General features: G+C 41.0%; 18 protein-coding genes. 11 read left to right on the top strand and 7 right to left on the bottom strand.

Annotation, left to right across the window (positions count from 1 at the left end; genetic code table 11):
- Positions 1–36: 36 nt before the first annotated feature.
- Complete coding sequence (locus tag HY841_14320) at positions 37–555, bottom strand: archaeosortase/exosortase family protein (protein ID MBI4931933.1); 519 nt, start codon at positions 553–555, stop codon at positions 37–39.
- Positions 556–598: 43 nt separating this feature from the next.
- Positions 599–820: a hypothetical protein gene (locus HY841_14315; GenBank protein ID MBI4931932.1), complete on the bottom strand. Its 222-nt coding sequence runs from the start codon at positions 818–820 to the stop codon at positions 599–601.
- Between the two features lie 209 nt (positions 821–1,029).
- Here HY841_14315 and HY841_14310 point away from each other — a divergent pair, with 209 nt between their 5' ends.
- The 4 genes from HY841_14310 (at position 1,030) to HY841_14295 (ending at position 7,804) form a co-directional block, all read left to right on the top strand.
- Positions 1,030–1,773: an isoprenyl transferase gene (locus HY841_14310; protein ID MBI4931931.1), complete on the top strand. Its 744-nt coding sequence runs from the start codon at positions 1,030–1,032 to the stop codon at positions 1,771–1,773.
- Positions 1,774–1,844: 71 nt separating this feature from the next.
- Positions 1,845–4,379 (top strand): outer membrane protein assembly factor BamA, encoded by a 2,535-nt coding sequence (bamA, locus tag HY841_14305; GenBank protein MBI4931930.1) that lies wholly within the window; start codon positions 1,845–1,847, stop codon positions 4,377–4,379.
- Positions 4,380–4,500: 121 nt separating this feature from the next.
- On the top strand, positions 4,501–5,238 hold the full coding sequence (locus tag HY841_14300; GenBank protein MBI4931929.1) for an SIMPL domain-containing protein: 738 nt from the start codon (positions 4,501–4,503) through the stop codon (positions 5,236–5,238).
- A 244-nt stretch (positions 5,239–5,482) separates the two neighbouring features.
- Positions 5,483–7,804, top strand: a complete 2,322-nt coding sequence (locus HY841_14295; protein ID MBI4931928.1) for a T9SS type A sorting domain-containing protein — start codon at positions 5,483–5,485, stop codon at positions 7,802–7,804.
- 27 nt (positions 7,805–7,831) lie between these two features.
- On the opposite strand, the gene HY841_14290 is transcribed toward HY841_14295, so the two are convergent.
- Positions 7,832–8,581 carry a glycosyltransferase family 2 protein gene (locus tag HY841_14290; protein MBI4931927.1) on the bottom strand — a complete coding sequence of 250 codons (750 nt, stop codon included), beginning with the start codon at positions 8,579–8,581 and terminating at the stop codon, positions 7,832–7,834.
- Between the two features lie 80 nt (positions 8,582–8,661).
- On the opposite strand from HY841_14290, the gene HY841_14285 reads away from it, so the two are divergent.
- From HY841_14285 to HY841_14270, 4 genes are all read left to right on the top strand, one after another.
- Positions 8,662–10,140: an LptF/LptG family permease gene (locus HY841_14285; protein ID MBI4931926.1), complete on the top strand. Its 1,479-nt coding sequence runs from the start codon at positions 8,662–8,664 to the stop codon at positions 10,138–10,140.
- Positions 10,137–11,360 carry a glycosyltransferase gene (locus HY841_14280; GenBank protein MBI4931925.1) on the top strand — a complete coding sequence of 408 codons (1,224 nt, stop codon included), beginning with the start codon at positions 10,137–10,139 and terminating at the stop codon, positions 11,358–11,360. The genes HY841_14285 and HY841_14280 overlap by 4 nt, the downstream gene beginning before the upstream one ends.
- Positions 11,357–12,532 carry a glycosyltransferase family 2 protein gene (locus HY841_14275; protein ID MBI4931924.1) on the top strand — a complete coding sequence of 392 codons (1,176 nt, stop codon included), beginning with the start codon at positions 11,357–11,359 and terminating at the stop codon, positions 12,530–12,532. The genes HY841_14280 and HY841_14275 overlap by 4 nt, the downstream gene beginning before the upstream one ends.
- Positions 12,533–12,808: 276 nt before the next feature.
- Positions 12,809–14,020 (top strand): bifunctional 3,4-dihydroxy-2-butanone-4-phosphate synthase/GTP cyclohydrolase II, encoded by a 1,212-nt coding sequence (locus HY841_14270; protein ID MBI4931923.1) that lies wholly within the window; start codon positions 12,809–12,811, stop codon positions 14,018–14,020.
- A 193-nt stretch (positions 14,021–14,213) separates the two neighbouring features.
- Here the strand turns inward: HY841_14270 and HY841_14265 are convergent, their stop codons facing one another.
- The 3 genes from HY841_14265 to HY841_14255 all read right to left on the bottom strand — a co-directional run bounded on the left by HY841_14265 (position 14,214) and on the right by HY841_14255 (position 18,999).
- Positions 14,214–15,725 carry a T9SS type A sorting domain-containing protein gene (locus tag HY841_14265; protein ID MBI4931922.1) on the bottom strand — a complete coding sequence of 504 codons (1,512 nt, stop codon included), beginning with the start codon at positions 15,723–15,725 and terminating at the stop codon, positions 14,214–14,216.
- 59 nt (positions 15,726–15,784) lie between these two features.
- A complete protein-coding gene (locus tag HY841_14260; protein MBI4931921.1) occupies positions 15,785–17,659 on the bottom strand; it encodes a T9SS type A sorting domain-containing protein in 1,875 nt (624 codons plus the stop codon).
- A 380-nt stretch (positions 17,660–18,039) separates the two neighbouring features.
- Positions 18,040–18,999 carry a hypothetical protein gene (locus tag HY841_14255; GenBank protein ID MBI4931920.1) on the bottom strand — a complete coding sequence of 320 codons (960 nt, stop codon included), beginning with the start codon at positions 18,997–18,999 and terminating at the stop codon, positions 18,040–18,042.
- Positions 19,000–19,850: 851 nt separating this feature from the next.
- Here HY841_14255 and HY841_14250 point away from each other — a divergent pair.
- From HY841_14250 to HY841_14240, 3 genes are all read left to right on the top strand, one after another.
- Positions 19,851–21,092, top strand: a complete 1,242-nt coding sequence (locus tag HY841_14250; protein ID MBI4931919.1) for a DUF1015 domain-containing protein — start codon at positions 19,851–19,853, stop codon at positions 21,090–21,092.
- 110 nt (positions 21,093–21,202) lie between these two features.
- Positions 21,203–21,862: a YggS family pyridoxal phosphate-dependent enzyme gene (locus HY841_14245; GenBank protein ID MBI4931918.1), complete on the top strand. Its 660-nt coding sequence runs from the start codon at positions 21,203–21,205 to the stop codon at positions 21,860–21,862.
- Between the two features lie 79 nt (positions 21,863–21,941).
- On the top strand, positions 21,942–24,056 hold the full coding sequence (locus HY841_14240) for a ComEC family competence protein (protein ID MBI4931917.1): 2,115 nt from the start codon (positions 21,942–21,944) through the stop codon (positions 24,054–24,056).
- On the opposite strand, the gene HY841_14235 is transcribed toward HY841_14240, so the two are convergent.
- Positions 24,048–25,064 carry an alkaline phosphatase family protein gene (locus tag HY841_14235; GenBank protein MBI4931916.1) on the bottom strand — a complete coding sequence of 339 codons (1,017 nt, stop codon included), beginning with the start codon at positions 25,062–25,064 and terminating at the stop codon, positions 24,048–24,050. The genes HY841_14240 and HY841_14235 overlap by 9 nt on opposite strands.
- Positions 25,065–25,108 lie beyond the last annotated feature (44 nt).

Here is a 25,108-nt window from a genome sequence, read left to right as displayed (position 1 = left end):
CAGCAATAAAACAATATGACAATTAGGTAATTCGTTTTATTTGTTTTTCTTCATGCCAGAAAATTTGTTTATCCAGAAAAGCCACATGCCAAAAATGCAGGCGTAAATAATAATGGTGAACGTATAGGAATGATTAAATTCTGTCCACTCGTATGAATATGTTTCTATGATGGCAAGCAGGATGACGCGAAGAACATTGAGAAGATGAATAATCAGTATTCCGGCAGGAATAAAAATAATTTTCGAAATGATTTTTCCGGGAAAGGCAATGATAAAAATACTGTATAAAGCAAAAAGAGAAATCCCATTACAGCTATCACCAATAAACAAACCCGGTGTTCCGGCAATACGCATTACCCGGTCGCCTCTCATTTCTGTTGCGTAGCCCATCCATCCTAAAACCTTCTGGCTGATGAAAAGCGTATTATCAATCACTGCTGTATCAACCCATCCTAAAGGATGAATCCACCATTCGTAAAGCGCAAGCCAGCCGAGATAAAGAATTAATCCGAGCGCAAGAAATTTTACAATTGGTTCGCGGAAAAAAGTTTTCATGAGGTCAGCCATCGGTTACTGATTACTGATCACCGATTACCGATTACTGTTTCTTTCTACGGTCAAAAATCTTTTTCCCGCCCAGCGCTGCACCGGCAGCAATCAGTAAAGAAATTCCACCATCAAGAGGAATTGAACAAGGAGGAGGCCAGCAAGGCGGAGGACCCATGGGCGGACCCGGAGGACCCATAGCGGCATGAAGGTCAATAGCGAAAAAAAAGAATAAGGCGGAGAAAAACAGTAATGGAAGAATTTTTTTCAGCATAATGATTTCAAATTGTGGAACAAATATATAAAAATACATCGTCAAAATGTTAAAAAAATATAAACAACATTCCGAGAGTCCTCGATTCGCTTGCTGACAAGCATTTTACATTACTTTTGCGACTTCAATTAAAGCATATTGTTTTATTGTCATATTGTCCTTTTATGCAAAACCCCGCAATACAACAATAAAACAATACAACAAACACGATGGCGGTTATTTCAGATATAGATAAATTAAAACTCCCAAAGCATGTAGCCGTCATTATGGATGGCAACGGCAGGTGGGCAAAGCAAAAAGGGAAACTGAGGATTTTCGGGCATCAGCATGGAGTAGCTTCCGTAAGAAACGTAACGGAGGCAGCAGCTGAACTCGGCATTCAATACCTCACTCTTTACGCCTTCTCTACAGAAAACTGGAATCGCCCCAAGATGGAAGTTGACGCTTTGATGGAACTCCTCGTTGGCACTATTCATAAAGAAGTAAAGACCCTGAACAAAAATAAAATCCGTTTGATGACAATTGGAAATATCAAATCGCTTCCGAAAAACTGCCAGACAGAACTTGCAGACGCTATTAAACAAACCTCTCAAAATGACCGCATGACGCTTGTGCTCGCGCTGAGTTACAGTTCAAAATGGGAAATCATGGAGGCGGTGAAACAAATTGCAGAGAAAGCAAAGAAGAATGAAATTCCGGTTGATAAAATAGACGAAACACTTTTCTCTTCATGCCTCTGCACAAAAGAAATTCCGGATCCTGAGCTTCTGATACGCACCAGCGGAGAACAGCGCATCAGCAATTTTTTACTATGGCAGATAGCGTATTCAGAACTTTACTTCACAGAAAAGCTCTGGCCCGATTTCAGCAAAGAAGATTTTTATGAAGCCATTCTTGATTATCAGAACAGGGAAAGACGATTTGGAAAAACAAGCGAGCAAGTGAGGGTATAGGGTATTGGGTACGCGCAGAAAATATTATTTTGTTTATGTCGTTACAATTGCATTTAAATAGAAAATCTACCGTGAAAAAAGTCCTTTTCTTTTTCCTTCTTCTCAATACTCACTACTCAATACTCAACACTTGCCATGCTCAGCAACTGATTTCTTCCGACACTATTTCTGTTGATTACTCAAAGCCCGTAGAATATGAAATTGCAGGCGTAACTATTTCAGGAGCCGGCTCGCTCGACAACAGCGTGCTTCTTTCCATGGCGGGATTATACGTGGGAGATAAAATAAAAATTCCGGGAGATGCTACCTCCACCGCCATCAAAAACTTATGGAAAGAAGGTTTTTTTGAGGATGTGAAAATTGTTGCGACAAAGATTCAGGGCAAAAATATTTTTATCGAAATACAGGTAAAGGAGCGTCCGCGCCTTTCCAAGTTTTCTTTCAAAGGTTTGAAGAAGGGAGAAGCGGATGACCTGAAAGAAAAACTCAACCTCAACCGCGGAAAGGTGGTAACTGAAAACCTGGTGGTAACCACAAAACAAATAACGCTCGATCACCTGGTGGATAAAGGATACATGAACGCCACCGTGGTGGTTGCTCAGGAAAAAGACAGCGCTCTTGCGAACAGTGTGATTCTTTACATCAAAGTGAACAAAGGGCAGAAAGTCAGAATCAGGGAAGTGGAATTTCACGGCAACACAAGCATTAAGAGCGGAAAGCTGAGAAGAGCCATGAAAGAAACAAGGCGCAAACGCTGGTACGCCATTTTCAATTCACACACGCTCCTTGAATCAAAATACGAAGAAGACAAGAAAAAAGTGATTGAGAAATATCTGGGTAAAGGTTATCGTGATGCGACAATTACCAAAGACACCATTTACAAAATTGGCAGCCGCTTCATCGGCATCGACCTTTTTGTGAACGAAGGCAAAAAATATTATTTCCGCAACATCACCTGGGTGGGCAATTCAAAATATTCATCCAAAGAGCTGGACAAAAATCTGGGCGTTAAAAAAGGCGATGTGTTCAACCAGTCATTGCTTGAATCGCGTTTGTTCGGAAATCCAAACGGAACCGATGTCAGTTCTTTGTACATGGATGACGGCTATTTGTTTTTTCAGGTAACACCCGTAGAAGTTCTGGTGGAAGGCGATTCCATTGACATGGAAATACGGATTTACGAAGGCAAACAGGCAACCATTAATAAGATAACCATAAAAGGAAATACAAAAACGAATGACCATGTGATTATGCGGGAACTCCACACCCGCCCGGGACAATTGTTCCGCAGGAGCGATGTCATACGCTCGCAGCGCGAACTTTCCATACTCGGATATTTCGACACGGAAAAAATGGGTGTCAACCCCACTCCTCATCCTGAAAACGGAACGGTGGACATTGAATATGTGGTGGAAGAAAAATCATCTGACCAGTTGGAACTCTCAGGCGGTTTTGGGCAGAACAGGGTGGTGGGCTCGCTCGGGGTAACGTTTGGAAATTTTTCGGCACGAAACTTTTTTAAGAAAGGAGCATGGCAGCCGCTTCCTACGGGCGATGGACAGCGTTTGAGCATACGCGCCCAATCAAACGGTGCATATTACCAGTCGCTCAACATGTCGTTCACCGAGCCATGGTGGGGAGGAAAAAAACCAAACTCGCTCAGCTTAACGCCTTACGTGAACCGCATCACCAACGGAAGAACAAAATCAGATACGCAGTTTGGCGAACTGGATATATGGGGAATGTCGGCAGGGCTTGGAAGAAGAAAAAAAGTTCCGGATGATTTTTTTCAGGCGCAGTATGAAATCAACTACCAGTATTATGCGCTCAAGAATTATCGCAGCGTTTTTACTTTCACCGATGGCTTCTCCAACAATCTGAATTTTAAATACACCCTTTCGCGCAACTCGGTGGATGATCTGATCTATCCGAAGAGCGGCTCGCAACTGTTATTCTCAGGGCAGGCAACCTTACCCTACTCCATCTGGAAGCGCGATGTGCAGGGAAAAGATATTAATTATGCCGATCTTGCCGACAGCAAAAAATACAAATGGATTGAATATTACAAATTCAAATTCACTTCAGCATGGTATACCAGAATTGTAGACAAACTGGTATTATACACACGTTTCGGCTATGGCTGGCTGGGCTATTACAATAAAGATTTAGGAATAACTCCTTTTGAAAGATTCTTTCTGGGAGGAAGCGGACTCACGGGCTACAATCCGTTAGACGGAAGAGAAATCATTGCCCTGCGCGGATACGATGACGGTGAAGTTTTCGATTACAAAAAACCAACGAGCAACGTGGGAGCCGCCTCCATTGTAAAATACACGGCTGAACTGCGCTATCCTATTTCGCTCAACCCCAGCGCCACCATTTACGGGCTTGCTTTTGCCGAAGCGGGCAACTCATGGGCATCCGTGCGTGATTTCAAACCCTTTGATGTGAAACGATCTGCCGGAATCGGCATCCGGTTCTTTTTGCCTATGTTCGGAATGCTGGGCTTTGATTATGGCTGGAGGTTTGACGATGTGCCCTTCCGCCCCGGTATGCAAAAATCACAATTCCATTTTACGATTGGGTATAATCTGGGGGAACTTTAATCTACGGCACCCTCTTTGGGGCTATATCTTCTACCACCACAATCTCAGCTTCTATCTCCTCCCAGCATTAACTGATTAATTTTACATTTGCTTCATTAACATTTTAAAATAAACTATCGCCATGAAAAACAAATCATTCATTTTAATGCTCACCGCCTTTTTGTCTGCCGTTTTAATTTCCTGCAATTGCTGTGATAACAAATCAGAATCGCCCAAGAAAATTGATGTTACAGGCAGTGCTGAAATGGAATTTGTTCCCAATGAGATTTATATGACCTTCACCCTGAAAGAATACCTGGATGCTTCAAAGAAAAAAATAAAACTTGAAACCATTAAAACAGATTTTCTTGCACTCTGCAAAGAAGCAGGCGTGGCGGACAGCAACATCAGCATATCCAGCTATACCGGAAATGAGCGATGGGATTATTACTGGTACAAAAGGCGCAAGTCTGAACCTGATTTTATGGGTTCTATTTCGTATGCTGTAAAAGTAAGTTCAACTGACAAGCTGGATAAAATAGTATCGGGTTTAAATGAAAATGCAATAGATAATTTCAACATCAGTAAAACTTCGCATAGCGACATTGAGCAATTTCGCAAAGATGTAAAAACCAAAGCGCTTATTGCCAGCAAAGCAAAAGCTGAATACCTGGCAAAAAGCATTGGCGAAGAAATAGGCGAGGCATTGCTTATTCAGGAAATTGAAAATAGTTATACCGGTTATTATTCAAACGCATATAGCAACAGCAATGTGGTGAGCCAGACTGCAATGAATATGGAAGGTGATAATTCTTCAGGACCTAATTTTCAGAAAATAAAACTGCGCTACGAAATGAAGGTTGAGTTCAAGCTGAAGTAGCTGAATACTTGCTTTTGCATTATTGTCTTTAAATTTGTAATAATTATTTATAATAATATTTAGTACCTGTTTAAATTTTATTTGGAGATATTTTATGAATATATTTTACCAGTTTATTTTTTTTATATAAATCCGAAACAAAGGGAATCTGTGTTACCTTGGAATAAAAAGTTAAATCAAATTCCCGTATCTTCGTTCAATGAAGAAAATCAATTAGCCGATTTGAAGATTAGCAAATTAGCCAATGAAAACCCAGTATCATAAATCTCTAATTCTAAATTGCTATTGCATCAGCCTATCGGCTCATTTGTTCATCAGCACATTTTCATTCTCACAACCCTATTACATCCGCACAGACACCATTCCTGTTTACAACGGAACCGACACACTTAAATTTCCCTGGGTGGGCGGGCATAACTTCTGCCAGTTCTCCGATATTGACTTGAACTTTGACGGTATCAAAGACCTTTTTGTTTTTGACCGAACAGGAAACAAAATCACCACCTACCTCAATGGCGGCACGCCAAACAAAGTTGATTACACTCATGCCCAGCAATATCAATCGCAATTCCCTCACCTTGAAAGCTGGGTACTCCTGATTGATTACAACTGCGATGGGCTGAAAGATATTTTCACTTATAACTATGCTTTCCCCAGCGGCATACGCGTGTATAAAAATGTTTCAACGTCTCCCAACCTGCAATTCTCTCTTGTAAAAACCAACCTTTCTGACTTCGGTCCACTGGTTGCAAACATCTATACCAGCCCGCAGGGATTGCCTGCTATTGACGATATTGATGGTGATGGCGATTTAGACGTTCTTGTTTTTTTAATTGGCGGCTGGACGGTTGATTATCATATCAACAAATCCCAAGAGATGGGCTACGGCTGCGACAGTTTGATTTTTCAGCTAGACACAAACGGATGCTGGGGAAATTTCACAGAAAGCAGCGCCTCCTGCACCGCAGTGTTGAGTTCCTGCCGAATGGGAAACCAACTGCAGCCAGACAATAGTAATCCAATAGTAATTCAATCGCCATACAAACAACCGAATGACAACCGAACTGCTTTGGATAATGGCGGCTCCTGCCTTTTATGTTTAGATATGGATGCCGATGGCGATAAAGAATTTTACCTCGGTCAGCTCGGATGCTGCACGCCCTCCTTTCTCACCAATGGCGGCACTCCGTCTGCTGCAAACATGACCTCTGTTACAAATAATTTTCCTGCCGGTTCAACTCCCATCAACATTACTTCTTTTCCCTGCGCCTATTTTGTTGATGTGAATAATGATAACAAGCGCGACCTCATTGTTTCTCCGAGTTCGCCAAGCGGTTCCATAAACAACGAAAGTATTTGGTACTATGAAAATACAGGCACAGACAATGCCCCCGTATTCATTCGCAAAAACAGAAAACTTTTTCAGGATGAAATGATTGATGTGGGCGAAGGAGCAGACCCCGTGTTTTTTGATTTCGATAATGACGGACTTACCGACTTGCTTATCTCCAACTATGATGTGATGCGCGATAGTTGTCCTTTTTCCTATAAATACAATGTGACCGCTTATAAAAATAACGGAACACTGTCTTCTCCTGAATTTAATTTTGTCACTGCTGATTATGCAAACCTGTCCTCACTTCTTCCCGCTTCTTCAAGCAAACATCTTACGTTCGGAGATGTTGATGGCGATGGAGATGCTGATATGTTTATCGGGGATTACGATGGCAAGATTCATTATTTTCAAAACACAGGAAACACCGGTCCCGCAGTTTTTACAACTCTTCCCGTTCTTAACTATCCTGATAACACAGGCACGCCAATTGACATAGGCAGTAACGCAACACCTCAGCTGATAGATGCCGACCGCGATGGAGATCTGGATTTAATTATTGGAGAGCGCACAGGAAATATTAATTACTATAAAAACATAGGAACTTCTACCACACCCTCCTACTCGCTTGTTACAACTTCCTTTGGCGGAGTGGATGTGTTGAAACCCTGCTGCACGGGCTACAGCGTTCCGTTCATGTATGACAGCGCAGGAAGTTACAGGATGATTATCGGCAGCGAAGCAAACAGAAATTATCCTCTACAGGGCTGGCTCTGGTATTATAAAAACATTGATGGAAATCTAAATGGAAACTTTACTTATGTTGATTCCATGTATATGAGCATCTGGGAGGGCATGCGAATGACAGTTACCGGCAAAGACATTACAGGAGACGGACTGATGGATTTAGTAATAGGAAATTACTGCGGAGGAGTTGCCTTTTATCTGGGAGATACAACCACAACATCTATTGCTGAAATAAATTCACCTACTTTTGATTTTTCAATCTACCCGAATCCTACTAACGGACAAATACAAGTAATCAGTAATCAGTATTCGGTAATTGGTATTGAAATTCATAATATGCTTGGAGAAAAAGTTTACACTTCACCAATTACTGATTACCGATTACCAATTACCATTGACCTTTCTTCTCAACCCAATGGAATATATTTTTGCAAAGTAACCGGAGAAAAATTCAGCAGAACAAAGAAACTTATTCTGATAAGATAATTTGTTTTTCCCCCTTTCGGGTTGGGGCTAACTCCTCAACTTATACATCTCCGATTTCATCAAACCCATTTTGCAGAAGAAATGCAGGAAGGAAACTCCCATCACTCCCATACCGTACTTCATACTTCTGCTGAAGTTGATGGAAGATGCATCTTTAAAATATTTTGTCGGGCAGGTAACTTCCGCAATTTCATAGCCGGCAAAAATAATCTGGGAAAGCATCTGGTTATCGAAAACGAAATCATCTGAATTTGCGTGGTAATTTATTTTCTCTAATATCTTTTTTGAAAATGCTCGATAGCCGGTATGATATTCGGAAAGCTTTTGATTCAGCAAAATATTTTCGGCAAAAGTGAGAAAGCGGTTGAAGATATATTTATAAATCGGCATTCCACCTTGCAGCGCGCCCTTCCCCAAAATCCGTGAACCCAGCACCACTTCATACAAATCATTCACAATAATATTCGCCATGGAAGGAATAAGCATGGGCGTGTACTGGTAATCGGGATGAAGCATAATGACAATATCCGCACCGAGAGAAAGTGCTTTATCATAGCAGGTTTTCTGATTACCACCATACCCCTTGTTCTTTTCGTGGCGAATCACATGCTTGATCCCAATCTGCTTTGCCACTTCCACTGTTTTATCGCTGCTGCAATCATCTACCAGCACCACATCATCAACAATGTCAAAAGGAATTTCATCATAGGTCTGCTTTAAAGTAAGTTCAGCATTGTAGGCAGGAAGTACCACAACTATTTTTTTTCCTTTCTTCATAATTTCCTTATGCAGGATTCGTTGGCGAATATACGAATGAAACTATATTCGTAAATTCGTAAACATTCGTTATCCGTACCATGCGAACACTGAACAGGTATATTATTTTCTCATACATCGGTCCATTCCTGATGACCTTTTTCATTGCTGTATTCGTTCTTTTCCTCCAGTTCCTCTGGAAATATGTGGATGATTTAATCGGCAAAGGACTGGAAACTCGCACGCTGGTCGAACTTTTTTTCTATGCAGCACTTTCCATGTTCCCGCTGGCTCTTCCCCTGGCAATTCTTCTTTCTTCGCTAATGACGTTTGGAAATCTTGGCGAGCAGTTTGAATTAGTTGCCCTGAAATCTTCGGGCATATCGCTTCAAAAAATCATGTTTCCGCTGATACTGGTTGCGTTCCTCACAAGCGTAGGAGCTTTTTTCTTTTCCAACAATATGCTTCCGTTCATCAACTTGAAAATGCGCTCCCTTATTTATGACATTCAGCAGAAAAAACCTGCGCTTAATATCAAGGAGGGCGTTTTTTATAATGGCATTGACGGTTACACGATTCGCGTGGAGAAAAAAGATGATGACGGAACAACCTGTCATGACATTATGATTTATGACCATACTCAAAATGCAGGAAACAATAAAGTAATTACAGCCGAATCAGGCAACCTTGAAATGACTCCTGGTAAAGAATTTTTAATCATTCAGCTTTTCAACGGAACCAGTTATGAGGAAATGACGGATTCAAAAGGTGAAAACAATTATCCTCTTGTGCGAAGCAAATTCAAGGAACAAACAGTGCGGTTTGATTTATCAGGATTACGCCTTGTGCGCAGCGAAGAAGAATTATTCAAATCAAGCTACGAGATGCTGAACCTACAGCAGATCGAAGAAATGATTGACTCCACAATAACAGATAAAGAAAAAAGAATTTCTGATTTCAAAAAAAACTTCGGTGAAATGCTTTCTGAAAATAAAATATTCAAGACCTCCACTTCGCAGGTTTCAACAACAAATCCGTCAGACACAAGCAGACATTTCAGCAATAGCCGCTTCGGGATGCACCGCTCACCGAATGTTCCATTAATTACCCAAAATACTTCTGAGGAAAAAATGAGCAAAGAGCGTTTGATTGACATGGCATTGACTATGGCAAGAAGTAAAAAATATTATATAGAAAGCTTGCTTGGTGAAATGGAAAATTATGACAGACCTATCATAAAGCTGAAGGTTGAGTGGCATAAAAAGTTTACTCTCTCGATTGCCTGTCTGATTTTATTTTTTGTTGGCGCACCACTTGGAGCTATTATCCGCAAGGGAGGATTAGGAATGCCTGTGGTGGTTTCTGTTATTATATTTATTTTATTCTGGGTGGTGACTATTACCGGAGAAAAAATGTCCGAAGAAGGTGCTCTTCCTCCATATCTTGGAATGTGGATTGCCACTGTTGTCACGCTTCCCCTCGGAATTTTTCTTACCCGGAAAGCAACTTCTGATTCCGCTTTATTTGATACTGATTCCTACCTGAGGCCATTTCAAAAACTCTTCCGGAAAAGAAAATGAGAATACTTCAGCTGTGCAACAAGTTTGTCTATCCGCCAAAGGATGGAGGTGCGATTGGTATTTTCAATTACACAAAAGCATTTTCAGTATTGGGAAATGAAGTGACCTTGCTGGCGATGAATACTACCAAGCATCCCTACGATATAAAATATCTTCCCGAAGAAATAAAAAAGCTGGCTGACTGGATTGCTGTGGATGTGGACAATGAAGTGAAACCGTTTTCAGCGTTGATAACCCTTTTGCAGAATCGCTCCTACAACATTGAAAGATTCATTTCCGCTGCTTATAATGATAAACTGATTGAACTCCTTCATCAGAAAGAATTTGATGTCATTCAGCTCGAAGGACTTTATCTTTCTCCTTATGTGGAAACCATCCGGACATTTTCTGAAGCCAGAATTTCTATGCGCTCGCACAACATTGAACATGAAATCTGGAAGCGGGTTGCTGATAACGAAAAAAGCTTTGTCAAAAGAACTTATCTGAAAATTCTCGCGAAGCAATTGAAGAAATATGAAATCGAACGCGTGAACAAATATGATTTGATGACTTCTGTTACGGAGCGTGATGCGCAAATGCTGAAATCGTTCGGATGTGAACTGCCAATTCATGTTTGTCCTGCTCCTTATGATGAAACAATCCTAAAGTCAGATAAAAGCAAAATGGAATTCCCTTCTGTATTTTTCATTGGCGCTTTGGATTGGATGCCGAATGTGGAAGGCCTTGAATGGTTTTTGAAAACTACCTGGCAAAAAATCAGTTCTCAGTTTCCCGATTTGAAATTCTACATTGCAGGCAGAAACGCAATCCAAATTAAATTACCGGAAGCAAAAAATCTGGTAGTGGTGGGCGAAGTTGAAAACGCCTATGATTTCATGAACTCAAAAGGAATAATGATTGTCCCTTTATTTTCGGGAAGCGGAATAAGAGTGAAGATCATTGAAGGAATGGCACTCGGAAAAACAATCGTCTCTACCTCTCTTGGCGCGGAAGGAATTCCCTGCAAGGACGGACAAAACATTCTGATTGCAGATACTCCTGAAGCATTTGCAGAGAAAATTGCTAAATGTATAAATGAAAAAATATTTTTTACTCTTATAGGGGACAATGCTTATCAGTTTGCAAAAAGACAATTCAGCAGTCATGAAGTTACAAGTAAACTTTTAGAATTCTTATCCGAAAGGAGTCCTTCGGACAAACAACATCTTGCCTCAGCATGATTTATTTACAAATCATATTCTGGGTTTCATTTGCTGCGCTGGCACATACATATATAATTTATCCCTTGCTTCTTAAAGTTCTTGCATCTACAAAACTTCCCTCTCCCCGTGGGAGAGGGAGCGAGGGAGAGGGCAAAATTTCCATTCTTATTCCCGCCTACAACGAAGAAAAAATAATAAAGCAAAAACTAGAAAGCATTTTCAATTCTGATTATCCGAGAGAAAAAATTGAAGTGATTGTCGGCTCCGATAATTCTTCAGACAAAACCAATGATATTGTAAAATCATTTCCGCAAGTTCAGCTCGTGGAATTTTCTGGGAGAAACGGCAAACCAAAAATCATAAACAAACTTGTTACGCTGGCAAAGAATGAAATTCTCATTCTCACAGATGCAAACGTACTCTTCGACAAAGACACAATTCGTGAACTCGCAAAACATTTTTCAAATTCTGAAATAGGCTTAGTGGATTCACACATGCAGAATATTAATCTGCAAGGAGGAATTTCAAAAGCTGAAAGCACTTACATACGTGGGGAATCTGGAATCAAAAGCAACGAAGGAAAAATTTTCGGGATGATGATGGGACCGTTTGGCGGCTGCTATGCTGTAAGAAAAAGTTTTTACTCTCCGGTTCCTGAGAATTTTCTCGTGGATGATTTCTACATCAACATGAAAGTTCTGGAGAAAGGTGGCAAAGCCATCAGCGAACTGAATGCAAAAGTTTACGAGGAAGTTCCGAGCGACTGGAAAATAGAATTCAAACGAAAAATCAGAATTGCCACTGGAAGTTATCAGAATTATTTTGCATTTCTCCATCTCCTATTCAGGTTTAATGCGCTGTCTTTTTGTTTTCTATCTCATAAATTGCTGAGATGGAAAGGTCCATTTCTGATGATCGCTCTTTACATTACTAACTTCATTCTTATTCCATCGAAGTACGAATTTGTACGAACATACGAACTACGAATAAGTTTTTTTGAAATCTTTTTTCTTCTCCAAAACCTTTTGCTTCTTCTTTTAGCTTTTGACTTACTTCTTGCCGCACTTAAAATTTCTTCCCCTACCCGACTTGTCACACATTTTTTCACCACCAACCTTGCCTTGCTGATTGGCTTTTTCAAATTTCTTGGCGGTGTAAAGTCTAGCGTGTGGACTCCGACAAAAAGATAAGAAGCCCATCCCCAACCCTTCCCAAAGGGAAGGGAGAATTTATTTCCATCACCCATTGAGGACGGGAGTGTGTCTCAAGGTTGAGTTTTTTTGCGCGAGGGATTGCAGTGGAAAGCCCGCAGTCCCGATAATTATCGGGACGAGGACTTGAAACGAAAAGCCCGACAGCCCCGATTCTTATCGGGGGTGGCGCGCAAAAAAAATCCCCCTTGTTCCCAAAGCGGAACATTCCCCCTTTAAAAAGGGGGACACCAATTATTCGTACCTTTATCTCCTATGAAATACACGCTCAATACTATTGAAGAAGCCATTTCCGAAATCAAAAACGGGAAAGTAATTATTGTGGTGGATGACGAAGACCGCGAGAACGAAGGCGACTTTGTAACTGCCGCGCGCAATGCAACTCCCGAAGTGATAAATTTCATGGCAACGCACGGGCGCGGACTCATCTGCGCACCGCTCACTCAGCAGCGCTGCAAAGAACTTGGTTTGAATTTAATGGTTTCTCAAAATACTTCTCAGCACGAAACTGCTTTTACTGTTTCTATAGATTTACTCGGGCAGGGCTGCACAACCGGAATTTCTGCCAGCGACCGTTCCAAAACAATTCAGGCGCTCATCAATCCAAAAATGAAACCTGAAAACTTTGGCAGACCCGGACATATTTTTCCCATCCGCGCGCAGAATGGCGGAGTGCTCAAGCGTGCAGGGCATACGGAAGCATCGGTAGATCTTTCCTGCTTTGCGGGATTTGAACCCGCAGGTGTGCTGGTAGAAATAATGAATGAAGACGGAACAATGGCTCGCCTTCCGCAGCTTTTCGAGATAGCAAAAAAGTTTAAGCTGAAAATAATTTCCATCAAAGACCTCATCGCTTACCGCCTCAATAAAGAAACCATCGTGAAACGCGAAGTGAAAGTGAAACTCCCCACTCCCTTCGGAACGTTTGACATGATTGCCTATAGCCAGACCACCACAAAACAAGACCATCTTGCCATTGTAAAAGGAACCTGGAAAAAAGATGAACCCGTGATGGTGCGCGTGCACTCGTGCTGCCTCACCGGAGATATTTTTGGTTCGCTCCGATGCGATTGCGGACCGCAGCTGCACCGCGCCATGGAGATGATTGAGCGCGAAGGCAAAGGCGTTATTGTGTACATGAATCAGGAAGGCAGAGGAATAGGGCTGCTCAACAAACTAAAGGCATACAAACTGCAGGAAGAAGGAAAAGATACGGTGGAAGCCAACCACGCGCTCGGTTTCCCTATGGACGCGCGCGATTACGGAGTGGGCGCGCAAATCCTGCGCGACCTTGGCGTGCACAAACTCCGCCTCATGACCAACAACCCTAAAAAGCGCGCGGGCTTGCTCGGCTACGGATTAGAAATAGTTGAAAACCTGAGCATCGAAATTCAATCCAACGCACACAACAAAAAATACCTCCAGACCAAGCGCGATAAAATGGGGCACTCGCTGAAGGTGGATTAATTCCCCCTTGATGAAGGGGGAAAATTTCTGCTTCAGAAATTGGGGGGATGTCTTGGGCGCGTCACCGCGAAGCGCGCTGTCAGGCTTTCGCCACTCGCTTTTTTGCGAAACGCAAAAAGAGCTCAAACAATTGGCTCAATCCTTCGCGCAAACCCCGTAGGATAAATATCCAACGGGGCAAACAACAAAACAACTAATGACTGATTACTATTTTCTTATTTGCAACTCCCTCCGCAGTTTTTAGTTGCACAAAATAAATTCCATCAGGCTGTGAAGACAAATCAATTTGCTGATGTGCGGATGTGCAGATATGCTGATAAATACATTCTCCGTATACATTATATATTTTCATCTGCACATCTTCAAATTTGCTCATCTGCACATTAAACAGCCCGCTCGTGGGATTGGGGTAAATTGAGAATTGAAAATCAAGAGATGAGAATTGAGAATTGATACTTACAAGTGTTGTATCTGTATATCTCGCAATGTATCTTGCTGTATCGTTCGCTCCTCCTAAAAAATTTCCTCCTGCATATAAATCTCCCTGAAAAGATGCCAGCGCATACACTTCATTGTTTCTTCCTCCATCAAGCGCAGACCAATTTATGCCGTCCCATCTGGCAATATTGTTTACTGTGTTGCCTCCTGCCTGTGTGAATGAACCGCCTGCATACAACTCTCCGTTATGAATGGTGAGGGCATACACTGTTCCGTCTGTTCCTGTTCCTATTGCTGACCAGTTTGTTCCATCCCACACCGCAATGTTGTTTGCGCTTGCTCCTCCTGCCATTGTAAAATTACCTCCTGCATAAAGTTTGCCATTGTAAGCAAGCAATGCTTTTACTGTTCCATTAACTCCGCTGCCAAGCGAATCCCAACTTGCGCCATTCCATTTTGCAATGTTCATTGCTTTTATTGTTCCTGCTGAATCAAATACTCCACCTGCGAAAACATTTGCACTATCAACTGCTTGTAATGCGTACACCGGACCGTTAGTGCCGCCTTGCATGTAGTTGTACATAGAATTGCCATTAAACTGATCGTAATAGCCAATATATTTTGAACTATCTGTCTGCGATGTTCCGTTGCAAAAAACACAACGGGCAGCCACATAGGTTTCAAAGTTGCCGTAATACTTAGGTATGGTATATTTATCAGGCGCCATTGCAATGGCAAACACCGTATCCATGGCTGAAAAATTTTCGGAAAAAAGATAACTATAATTAGCAGACTGACTGCCACTCCATAATGCAATATTCTTTGGAAATTCATCGGTACCAAACGGGCATGCTTCGTATCCAAACCACCCCGCAGCAGCAACCATGTCCAAAAAACCTATAGTATCAAAAATATTAGTTATAGCATATACAGATGGATTTGGTCTTGTGTAATCCCCAATATTGCAATCAGAGCCACCGCCCCCGATGAAATTACCCCAGATATTCAATGCCAAAAAGGGTGTCAATTCTCCTGCTAAATGCACAGAGGCAGAGTCCCATCTGATTGTATCAAACTCTCCTCCATAAAATAAAAGAGGAGGAAAATTTGTGTAACTGACATGCATTGCCCGGACAGATCCTCCGTCAATATAGGTTTTCCATCCGTTAGTACCGGTAGTTTGCATTACTGGCTCCCATGCTAATTGGGAATAGGAAACAGTAAACAGGAAACAGTAAACAGTAAACAGTAAACAAATCCTTTTCATTTTACAAAGGTATTAAGAAAAGCAGAGAGCGAAAAAGCAACTCCCTGCTTTTTGTTTTATTATTCTGTAATTACAAATTTTCCGTTGCTTATCATGTTTCCGTTATCTATTAATTTGTAAAAATACATTCCATCAGGCAAATCACCTCTGTCTATAACAATAGTAGTTGAGGCAATGTTGTTGACGCTCGAAACCAACCTGCCTGTAATATCATACACCGATAAAACAGCATTGCTGATTTTTGTTTCAGGAGATAATCTTATCACAGCGCTTGCAGTAAAAGGGTTTGGATAAACTGCAACTGCTCCTGCCTCTGCCTCCTGCTGTTGCTCCGCATTCATCATTCTTCCGCCTCCTTGAGGACATGAGCAAGGAAAACAGTTGCTGCCGCAACCGTATTTAAGAGTGATGTAATCAAAATTTAGATTACCGCTATGGTCAATCCTACTTGCTCCTGTAACATAAATATCATCCACGCCATAGCAGGCATTATATTGTGCTGTCAAGGAATATTTACCGTAAACATTATCATCTTGATTTATTTGGTCAGAGTTATAGTCATAAGTGGTTCTCCACACCAGTGCCCCATTGTTGGCATTGTATCCGAGGTTGGTAATATTAATGCTACTAGGTGCAGGTATGGTTTCATTCGCAAAGCCTGTCATATATACACGATTAGTTGTTGGCTCATAATCTATGGCTTTACATTTGTCTGTTCCTGCAGGTTCAGTTCCGGTAGCATAACCATCATAAGTTTGCGGGTTTGTAGGCGAGTTCCAGCTAGAAAGAAATGAACCATTTGATATATTGATGGCAGCAAGCAGGTAATCATTGCCTCCGCTTTGCCCTGTATAACCCCCGGCATATACCACAGTTCCTGCACCACCCCCACCTGGACCAAACCCAGCAATATCCCAGTATTCATCAGATCCATTAAAGGAGTTATTATTCCATGGAGATATCCATACAAAAGGACCTCCGTTAGTGCTGTATTTAATAACAATGGCATCCCTATTTGTAGAAGTAGTTCTGTAACCGGCAATATAAACATTTCCGCCACCGTCAAGAATCATTGCAAAGCTGCGTTCCCAATCATTTGTAGGGGAGTAATTATAGGTTTGAGGCCAGCCGCCTTGCACCGCTCCTGTTGAGGCGCTGAGTTTGGCAGTAAAACAATCATGCAAAGTGCTTGTATTGCTCACCCATCCTGTTACATATACATAGGTATTACTAGCGTCCACCTTAATATCGAATGCAGTTTGTCCATAAGAATAACTCGGATAATTCCCTGAAAAAATATACGGTGTATTGCTCCATCCCCATTGCCCGCTGTTATAGTTCTGGTCGGATTTCAATACAATTCCGCGTGCACCATTAGCTGTGCTAACAGTTTTTCCCCCAACATACACATCTGTTCCGTTTCCGGCAGTGTTATAAATTGCAATACACGTTCCCTCTGCCATGGATACTCCATAAGAGGCAACATCATGGTAAAACTTTATCCATTGCTGTGTGCCTGCAGCATTATATTTAAGTAGAAAAAGATCTTCATTATAAGTTGTTCCCTGATACGTTCTTCCGGTCACCCAAACATTGCCTTGTGCATCCACTGCAATTGCATTTCCCTGTTCAAAATCTCCATAATTACAATTAAAGAATCCACCATTATATGGCTGAGACCATATTAATCCACCGGATGCATTATATTTTCTGGTTACAATTTCTTCATCTCCGCTTTGCAAACAACTTTTAGATCTTCCAGTTACATATACGTTGCCAGATGCATCTGTAGTGACCGCCATACTTATGTCATCCATATTTTGCGAATCATTGTATGGCGCTGCCCATTTAAACACCTGAGCATTCATGGTGATTGTTGTTAAGCAAACCGCCACTCCCAGCAGTATTGCTTTTGTAAAATTAATTGTTTTCATTTTCATTTTTGGTTTTTATTGTTGTTTGTTTAAAAAAGTTTTCATTTCCACACTATGTACCAGAAGCATTTTAAAAAGTAAATTAATAACGTAAGTTGCTACTTATATTTTTATGTTTAGTGGGATTTAGTGTTTTGGTGATTTGGTGGCTATATTTTTTTTTCGCCACTAAAACACTAAGTCACCAAAAAATACACACCAAACATTACTATAGGTGGCAACTCACGTTAATACTCTCCGGCTATAGGGTTTACGGTTTACAGTTTTCAGTTTACGGTTATTGTTGTTTCCATTATCCATTAGTCATTTGTAATTCGTCATTCGTAATTCGTAAGTTCGTATTTTGTTCGTACTTCGATGGAAGTCCCCCTTCGGGGGATTTAGGGGGCTACCTCCACCGTTATCCGCGCCTTCACACCCGTATCAATCTCCTTCGTAAAATTTATCTTCACCCCATCCACCACCACCACCCCCGCATACCTCCCAGGGTCAGCGCTTTCAAATAATGCCACCCCTTCCTTATCCGTACTCAACGTAATTCCCGCGCTCCGCGTAGCCAGCGTAGCCCCCTCTTGTTTTATCGTCACAGGCACATTGGGCACCACCGTATCATCACCCCGTATCACAATCACTTTCAAACTCGCGCTCCCCGGAGGGCTCACAATATTTTTCAGCGTGGCAAAAACATAATTCTTCCGCTTATCCGGAAAATTCCTCCACACCCGTTCCGCCCCATCCTCCAAAACTGCCATCAGCTCTTTGTGCAGCAAATTATTCGCGGTTATTTTTTCTCCCCGCGCCACACCCGTTTCCCGTGCCTGAACAAACAATTCATACTTACTGTTAAAGTTAGTCGCGTCATCATTTACCTTCGTAACAAAAGCTCCGGTCATACCGCCCGGTGTGGTAAGTTTCGCGCTGTGTGCCGCAATAAATTGTTGCATCGAAGTATTCAGCCCCGCCACATTCTCCCAGTTCTTTCCAGCCGCCTTCGCATACTTTTTTCCTCCCGCTGCCTCATAGCGCGGCTCAGGTTTTTCATTCGGCCACGCATCCTTTATATACCCCTTCAGCACATTAAAATTATCAAGCACTGGCGGCAAAAAGTCGCTGATCAGAACATTCCGGAGAATCTGATGCTCCACATTCCGCGCCTCCTCATCCGGCAATGCCATCGCAGCGCTGCGCGTAGCGCGCAATGCCGTCAAAAATGCAGCCGTGTACTTTGCTTTCTTTGCCGCAAATACAGCCAAATCCGTTGCCAGATTGTTATAGCCAAGCTCCGCAATGGCATACAACTCTAATTCCGTACACATGTAGGTCGGTTTTACTTCTTTCATGATTTTAATTTTTAATTTTTGCCCCAGTCCTATATGGAGCAGTTGTTTTTATTGTTTTTTTACCCCTTTAGGGGAAGGGGTATGTTTTTAGCGTTTTTTTGACCTCTTACACGGTATCTGCCTCCTCATATTTCATTTCTGCCTCCTCTTATGCGGTATCTGCCTCCTCTTATTTCATTTCTGCCATCTCTTATGCGGTATCTGCCTCCTCATATTTCATTTCTGCCTCCTCTTATGCGGCAACTTGCTCCTCTTATTTCATTTCTGCCTCCTCTTATGCGGTATTTTTCTCCTCAATTATCCATTCTCAATTTTCAATTACAACGTCTCCCACCTCTCACCTCGTAATTCGTACCTCGTACCTCGTAATTCGTACTTCGTACCTCGTTGATAAAACAAAAGCCCTTTCCTGCATTCGCAGAAAAAAGACTTCTCCCGAAGGGGTAGCAACCTGCAAACGGGGGACTGCCGGTGCAAAGCGACAATGGATGAAAAAAAATTTCGCGCCCGCAAAGCCGTGCAGCGAAATTTTTTTTTGCTTCTAATAAATATGAGAGAGAGAGAGAGAGAGAGAGAGAGTTAACTTCTCAATAATGGGCTGCGGGAGCGATTGGGAATGTATTACATACATTATCTTTTTTTAACTGAGGCGGGGTATGTTCTTTTTGATTACAAAGCAAATGTAAACAAGATTAGTGAACGGGCAAAATTATTTAGAGAAATATTTTCCCTGTTCGGCATCATAGTTTCGGGGCTTACGCAGGCTGCCTGCCGGAGGCAAAGCAATCATTGAGTAATATTGCTTTTATTCCTTATTCGTACATTCGTACAGATTAGTATTCGCTGATAGTATGGCTGTAATAAAACCCTTCAAAGGCATCCGCCCTGCAAAAGACAAAGTGCATCTGGTGGCATCGCGCCCGGTGAGCGGCTACAGTAACGCGCAGTTGAGCAGCAAACTTGCCGAAAACCCCTACACTTTTTTGCACGTGATAAAACCTGAGTTCAGAGAAACCACCAAATCAAAACCCGGCTCGCCTGAGCAGTTGCAGAAAATAAAGAAAAAGTTTTTGCAGTTCATGCAGGATGAAATTTTATCAAGCGATGCGGAAGAGAGTTTTTACATCTATGAACAGATTAAAGACGGTCATGCGTTCACGGGCATCATTGCCTGCGCTTCTATCCGTGATTATTTCAACAACGTAATTAAAAAGCACGAGCAAACTATTTCAGACAAGGAAGAAAAACTAAAACACTATCTGGAAGTGTGTGACTTCAACGCAGAGCCGGTTTGTCTCTGCTATCCCGATAACGAAACCATCAGCAAAATTATTTCCGGGGCTCTGGCAAAAGAACCTGCCTGTGATTTCACCACCAACGACAGAATTGAACACAAACTCTGGAAAGTAAGCGATAAGAAAACGATTGATGAAATTGTTTCTGCCTTCAGTAAAATACCTTCCGTTTATATTGCTGACGGGCATCACCGCATCGCCTCCTCTGCCCTGCTCGGAAAATCATGCAAGGAAAAAAATAAAAACTACACAGGCAATGAGCCCTGCAATTTTTTTATGGCGGCATTTTTTTCAGAAAGCAACCTGAAGATATACGATTACAACCGTATTGTAAAAGACCTGAACTTTCTGAGCAAAGATATTTTCCTGAGAAAACTTTCCGCAAACTTTTTCATTGAAGAAAAAGGAGCTGCTCCTTACTATCCGAACAGGCAGGGAAATTTCAGCATGTATGTTGAAGAAAAATGGTACTCGCTTACCCTGAAAAACCCGCACAAAGAAAAATTAGACGCAGAACTTCTTACAGAACTCATCCTCTCTCCCCTGCTCAACATTCACGATTTGCGAACGGATAAAAGAATTTTCTTTATCAGCGGAACAAAAGGAATTGGCGAACTAAAAAAAATAATTGACAATGGGAAAGCAATGGCCGGCTTCGGATTATTTCCAGTAACCGTGCGTGATATAATCAACGTTGCCGATTCAGGCGGAACCATGCCTCCGAAATCCACCTGGGTGGAGCCCAAGATGAGAAGTGGATTGGTAATGTATTCTTTGAGTGAATTGAATACAAAATAAATGTTACTGTCATTTCGACCAACGGGAGAAATCCCTTCATTGAAAGTAGTAACAGGTTTAGGAGATTTCTCATCCCGAATTATAGGGATTCGAAATGACAAGTTGTGACAATGAGTATTGAAGAAAACATAAAAAAAATAAAAGCAGAAATTCCTGCGCAGGTAAAACTCGTTGCGGTTACAAAAACCTACCCTGTGGAGGTGATTATGCAGGCATACAATGCCAGTCACAAAATTTTCGGAGAGAACCGCGCACAGGAACTCACAAAGAAATACGAAGCGCTTCCGAAAGATATTGAATGGCATCTCATCGGTCACCTGCAAACGAATAAAGTAAAATTGATTGCGCCATTTGTGAGTTTGATTCATTCCGTTGACAGCATGAAACTCTTGCAAGAGATAAATAAGTGCGCTGAAAAAGAAAATCGAGTGATTGATTGTCTTTTGCAAATCTACATTGCGAAAGAAGAAACAAAATTTGGCTTACGTTTCGAAGAAGCGGAAGAAATTCTTTCCTCAAAAGAATTATCGCAGATGAAAAACATCCGCATTGCCGGCTTAATGGGAATGGCAACCTTGACAGATAATGAATCTCAAATAAGCAAAGAGTTTCGTTCTCTAAAAACATTTTTTGATAAACTCACTACTCCCTACTCCCTACTCCCTACTCTTTCAATGGGTATGAGCAGCGATTATAAAATTGCGATTGAAGAAGGAAGCACTTTGATACGAGTAGGTAGTTTGATATTTGGAAGCAGACAACAACGCTGATGCAAACGGATAAATAAACTTCGGATGCAAACGGATTTATCAGTCTGAATCCGTTTTAATCCGTATGAATCTTTCCTAAATGAATATCTGGAGTCAAATCCCATTTCTTCGTTTACTTCTTCCCTTTATCGCAGGAATTCTCACTGCAGTTTATTCTGAATGGCAGTTTGATTTTCTGAATTATGTAATTCCTTCTTTGTTTCTTGTCATCGCACTTTTTGTTTTTATCAAACGGCTGAATGTTTCTTATGCTTACTCATGGGTATTCGGAGCATTCATTGCCATTACACTTTTCCTTTCAGGATTTCAGATTACGTTTTTGAATACGGATAAATTCAAAACAAATCATTTCAGCAGATTTCTTGATGACACGGAATTATTTTATGTAAAAACAAATGGCACATCTCTTGAAAAAGAAAAGTCGTACAAAATTGTGGTTCAAGTTCTCGCTGTAAAGCAAAAAAATAAATGGATAGAAACAAGCGGAAGCGCAATGTGCTATTTCAAAAAAGATTCTTTGTCAAAACAATTGCGCTATGGAGATTGTATGATCGTGAAAACAAAATTTAATGAAGTAAAACCACCTCAGAATCCGGGAGAGTTTAATTACAAACGATTTCTTTCGTTTCATAATATTTATCATTCTGCCTATATTCCTTCTGAAAATTGGAAATCGCTTGGAATAAATTCAGGTAATAAAATTCTCAGTGCTTCCTATAATCTTAGAGAATATCTCCTGAACATTTATCGTGAAAATAATATTTCAGGAGATGAATATGCTGTTGGCTCAGCTCTCGTGTTAGGATATACAGACAAACTCGATCAGGATATTATTCAGGCATACGCATCAAGCGGGGCATTGCATGTGCTTTCGGTTTCTGGTTTGCATGTAGGAATTATTTACATCATCTTCAATTATCTTTTATTCTTTCTCGACAGATTCAAACATGGAAAATTAATAAAATGCATTTCGCTTCTTTTCATTCTTTGGTTTTATGCAACGCTGACCGGACTTTCACCATCCGTGCTTCGCTCTGCAGCCATGTTCACTTTTATTATTGTAGCGAAAACATGGAAGTACAACACAAATATTTTCAACACGCTTTGCGTTTCATGTTTTGCGCTTTTGGTTTACAATCCCTATTTAATTATGGAAGTTGGGTTTCAACTTTCCTATCTCGCTGTGCTTGGCATTGTATCGATTCAGCCGTGGCTATATGAAAAGTGGCAGCCAAACAACTGGCTGATGAATCAAATCTGGGGAATAATTTCTGTTTCCATTGCAGCGCAGATGGCGACTTTTCCGCTTGGGCTTTTGTATTTTCATCAGTTTCCGAATTATTTTCTTTTCTCTAATTTAATTGTAATTCCTGTTTCAACTTTGATTCTCGGTTATGGAATTCTGATGTTTGCTCTTGGAAAAATTTCTGCAATAGGAATCGTTTGCGGAAAAATATTTACATGGCTTGTTTGGTTTTTGAATGAATCTGCTCTCGTTACGGAGCAAATGCCAGGAGCACTCATACAAGGAATTTCAATAAAAATTTCCGAAACATGGATGATTTATCTTGTAATTATCTGCTTTATGATTTATCTTTTTCAACAGAGAGTAAGATTTATTTTTCCTGCACTTGGGATTTTGCTGTTAATTCTATCGCTACAGGTTTATGAAAATTATCGCGAGAGAAAACAAAATATACTTATTGTTTACAGCATTCCGAAAATTTCTGCATACGATTTTATCAGCGGAAAGAAAACAATTTTCGTGGCGAATCTGGCACTGCTAAATAATCCAAGCAGCATGATATTTCACATAAAACATAATTGGGCTGACATGGGAATAAACTCACTCTCTTTCATCGAGAAAGAAAAGAAACGAAATTACAAGGATGAAGATTTTATAATGAAAAATAATTTTATTGAGTTTGATAATAAAAAAATAATACTTGCGGACTCGCTTCCAAAAACAAAATCTCCTCTTTCGAATAAACTGGAAGTAGATTTAATCATTCTTTCAAAAAATTCAAAAATCAGAATTGCTGATTTGAAAAAATGTTACAACTTCAGAAAAATAATTATTGATTCGTCAAACCAAGAATGGAGAAATGAGAAATGGAAAAAAGAATGTGAAGATTTAAAAATTGATTTCTACTCGGTGATTGATTCGGGAGCGTATGTGGAAGAACTACTTTAAAATCGTTGTCATCACCTTTCCTTGCCCGCCAGGCAAATTAATTCCCATCAGCTTAGAAACTGTTGCAGGAATATCAATAAGCGAATATTTATTTTCATCTATGCAATTTGTTTTAAAATCAGGTCCAATCCCGAGCAAGAATATATGCCTGCATCCATTGCAATTATCTCCATGCGAAACAAATCCATCTGCCACAGCATCCAAATGCCTTCCATGATCGTTCGTCACAAACAGGGTTGTAGTTCCAGCATACGTATCATCACTTTGTAAATAATTCCACAACAGACCGGCATATTTATCTACGTTCTCGGTTTGATTAATATAATCTAACCAATTATTTGCGTGCCCTGCCGCATCGGGGTGCTTGAAATTTACAAGCACCAGATGAGGGTGATATTTTTTCACCGTATCAATCACATGCTGATAGGTTACAGAATCTTCCCTGTATCCGCTAAAATTTCCATTCACTCCGCAATCAGTCCGCGGACGGAATTTCCCTTCCCAGTTTGAATCAATACAATCAGAAAGCACTTCTAATTTATCTTTTGAAGTAATCACCCAGGCATCTTCTGCAGGTTTTGAAAACTGGGCGCGGTAATACTGAAAGATAGAAGGGGAAGAAGGAATTTCAAATCCGCCATTATTGATTACTTCATAATTTCCTGTAGTGATTGCAGTATGTCCCGGAACGGTAACTGTTTGCCCGTCATTGTAAAAACTTGCGCACATTACTCCCTGTGAAGCAAGATTTTTAATTCTTGGAATATTTATTTGTGTGGATTCTCCCCATGTTTCAGAATAACGCGCCCCGTCCATCACAACAATAAAAACATTTTTCGTTTTATACACGGGAGGATTGGGCAATGGAACGTCATGCTGGCAGGAGAAGAGGAAAAGAAGAAGGAGAAAAAAAGCCCACCCACGACCCCTCCCATTAGAAGGGGAGAAAGAAAAAGAGTTGAAAGTCCTCCCTAACGGGGAGGATTTAGGTGGGGCTTGGTTTTTCATTTTAATCTTCAACAAAGATAGTTTTATTAAATATCTTCGCAAAT

This window comes from Bacteroidota bacterium, assembly GCA_016213405.1.
Lineage (GTDB): Bacteria > Bacteroidota > Bacteroidia > Palsa-948 > Palsa-948 > Palsa-948.
This window is presented reverse-complemented; position numbering and strand designations above follow the sequence as displayed.

Coding starts and splice junctions, on each gene's coding strand:
- HY841_14320 (MBI4931933.1), bottom strand. CDS start 555: ATGAAAACTTTTTTCCGCGAACCAATTGTAAAATTTCTTGCGCTCGGA.
- HY841_14315 (MBI4931932.1), bottom strand. CDS start 820: ATGCTGAAAAAAATTCTTCCATTACTGTTTTTCTCCGCCTTATTCTTT.
- HY841_14310 (MBI4931931.1), top strand. CDS start 1,030: ATGGCGGTTATTTCAGATATAGATAAATTAAAACTCCCAAAGCATGTA.
- HY841_14300 (MBI4931929.1), top strand. CDS start 4,501: ATGAAAAACAAATCATTCATTTTAATGCTCACCGCCTTTTTGTCTGCC.
- HY841_14295 (MBI4931928.1), top strand. CDS start 5,483: ATGAAAACCCAGTATCATAAATCTCTAATTCTAAATTGCTATTGCATC.
- HY841_14290 (MBI4931927.1), bottom strand. CDS start 8,581: ATGAAGAAAGGAAAAAAAATAGTTGTGGTACTTCCTGCCTACAATGCT.
- HY841_14285 (MBI4931926.1), top strand. CDS start 8,662: ATGCGAACACTGAACAGGTATATTATTTTCTCATACATCGGTCCATTC.
- HY841_14280 (MBI4931925.1), top strand. CDS start 10,137: ATGAGAATACTTCAGCTGTGCAACAAGTTTGTCTATCCGCCAAAGGAT.
- HY841_14275 (MBI4931924.1), top strand. CDS start 11,357: ATGATTTATTTACAAATCATATTCTGGGTTTCATTTGCTGCGCTGGCA.
- HY841_14270 (MBI4931923.1), top strand. CDS start 12,809: ATGAAATACACGCTCAATACTATTGAAGAAGCCATTTCCGAAATCAAA.
- HY841_14265 (MBI4931922.1), bottom strand. CDS start 15,725: ATGAAAAGGATTTGTTTACTGTTTACTGTTTACTGTTTCCTGTTTACT.
- HY841_14260 (MBI4931921.1), bottom strand. CDS start 17,659: ATGAAAACAATTAATTTTACAAAAGCAATACTGCTGGGAGTGGCGGTT.
- HY841_14255 (MBI4931920.1), bottom strand. CDS start 18,999: ATGAAAGAAGTAAAACCGACCTACATGTGTACGGAATTAGAGTTGTAT.
- HY841_14250 (MBI4931919.1), top strand. CDS start 19,851: ATGGCTGTAATAAAACCCTTCAAAGGCATCCGCCCTGCAAAAGACAAA.
- HY841_14245 (MBI4931918.1), top strand. CDS start 21,203: ATGAGTATTGAAGAAAACATAAAAAAAATAAAAGCAGAAATTCCTGCG.
- HY841_14240 (MBI4931917.1), top strand. CDS start 21,942: ATGAATATCTGGAGTCAAATCCCATTTCTTCGTTTACTTCTTCCCTTT.
- HY841_14235 (MBI4931916.1), bottom strand. CDS start 25,064: ATGAAAAACCAAGCCCCACCTAAATCCTCCCCGTTAGGGAGGACTTTC.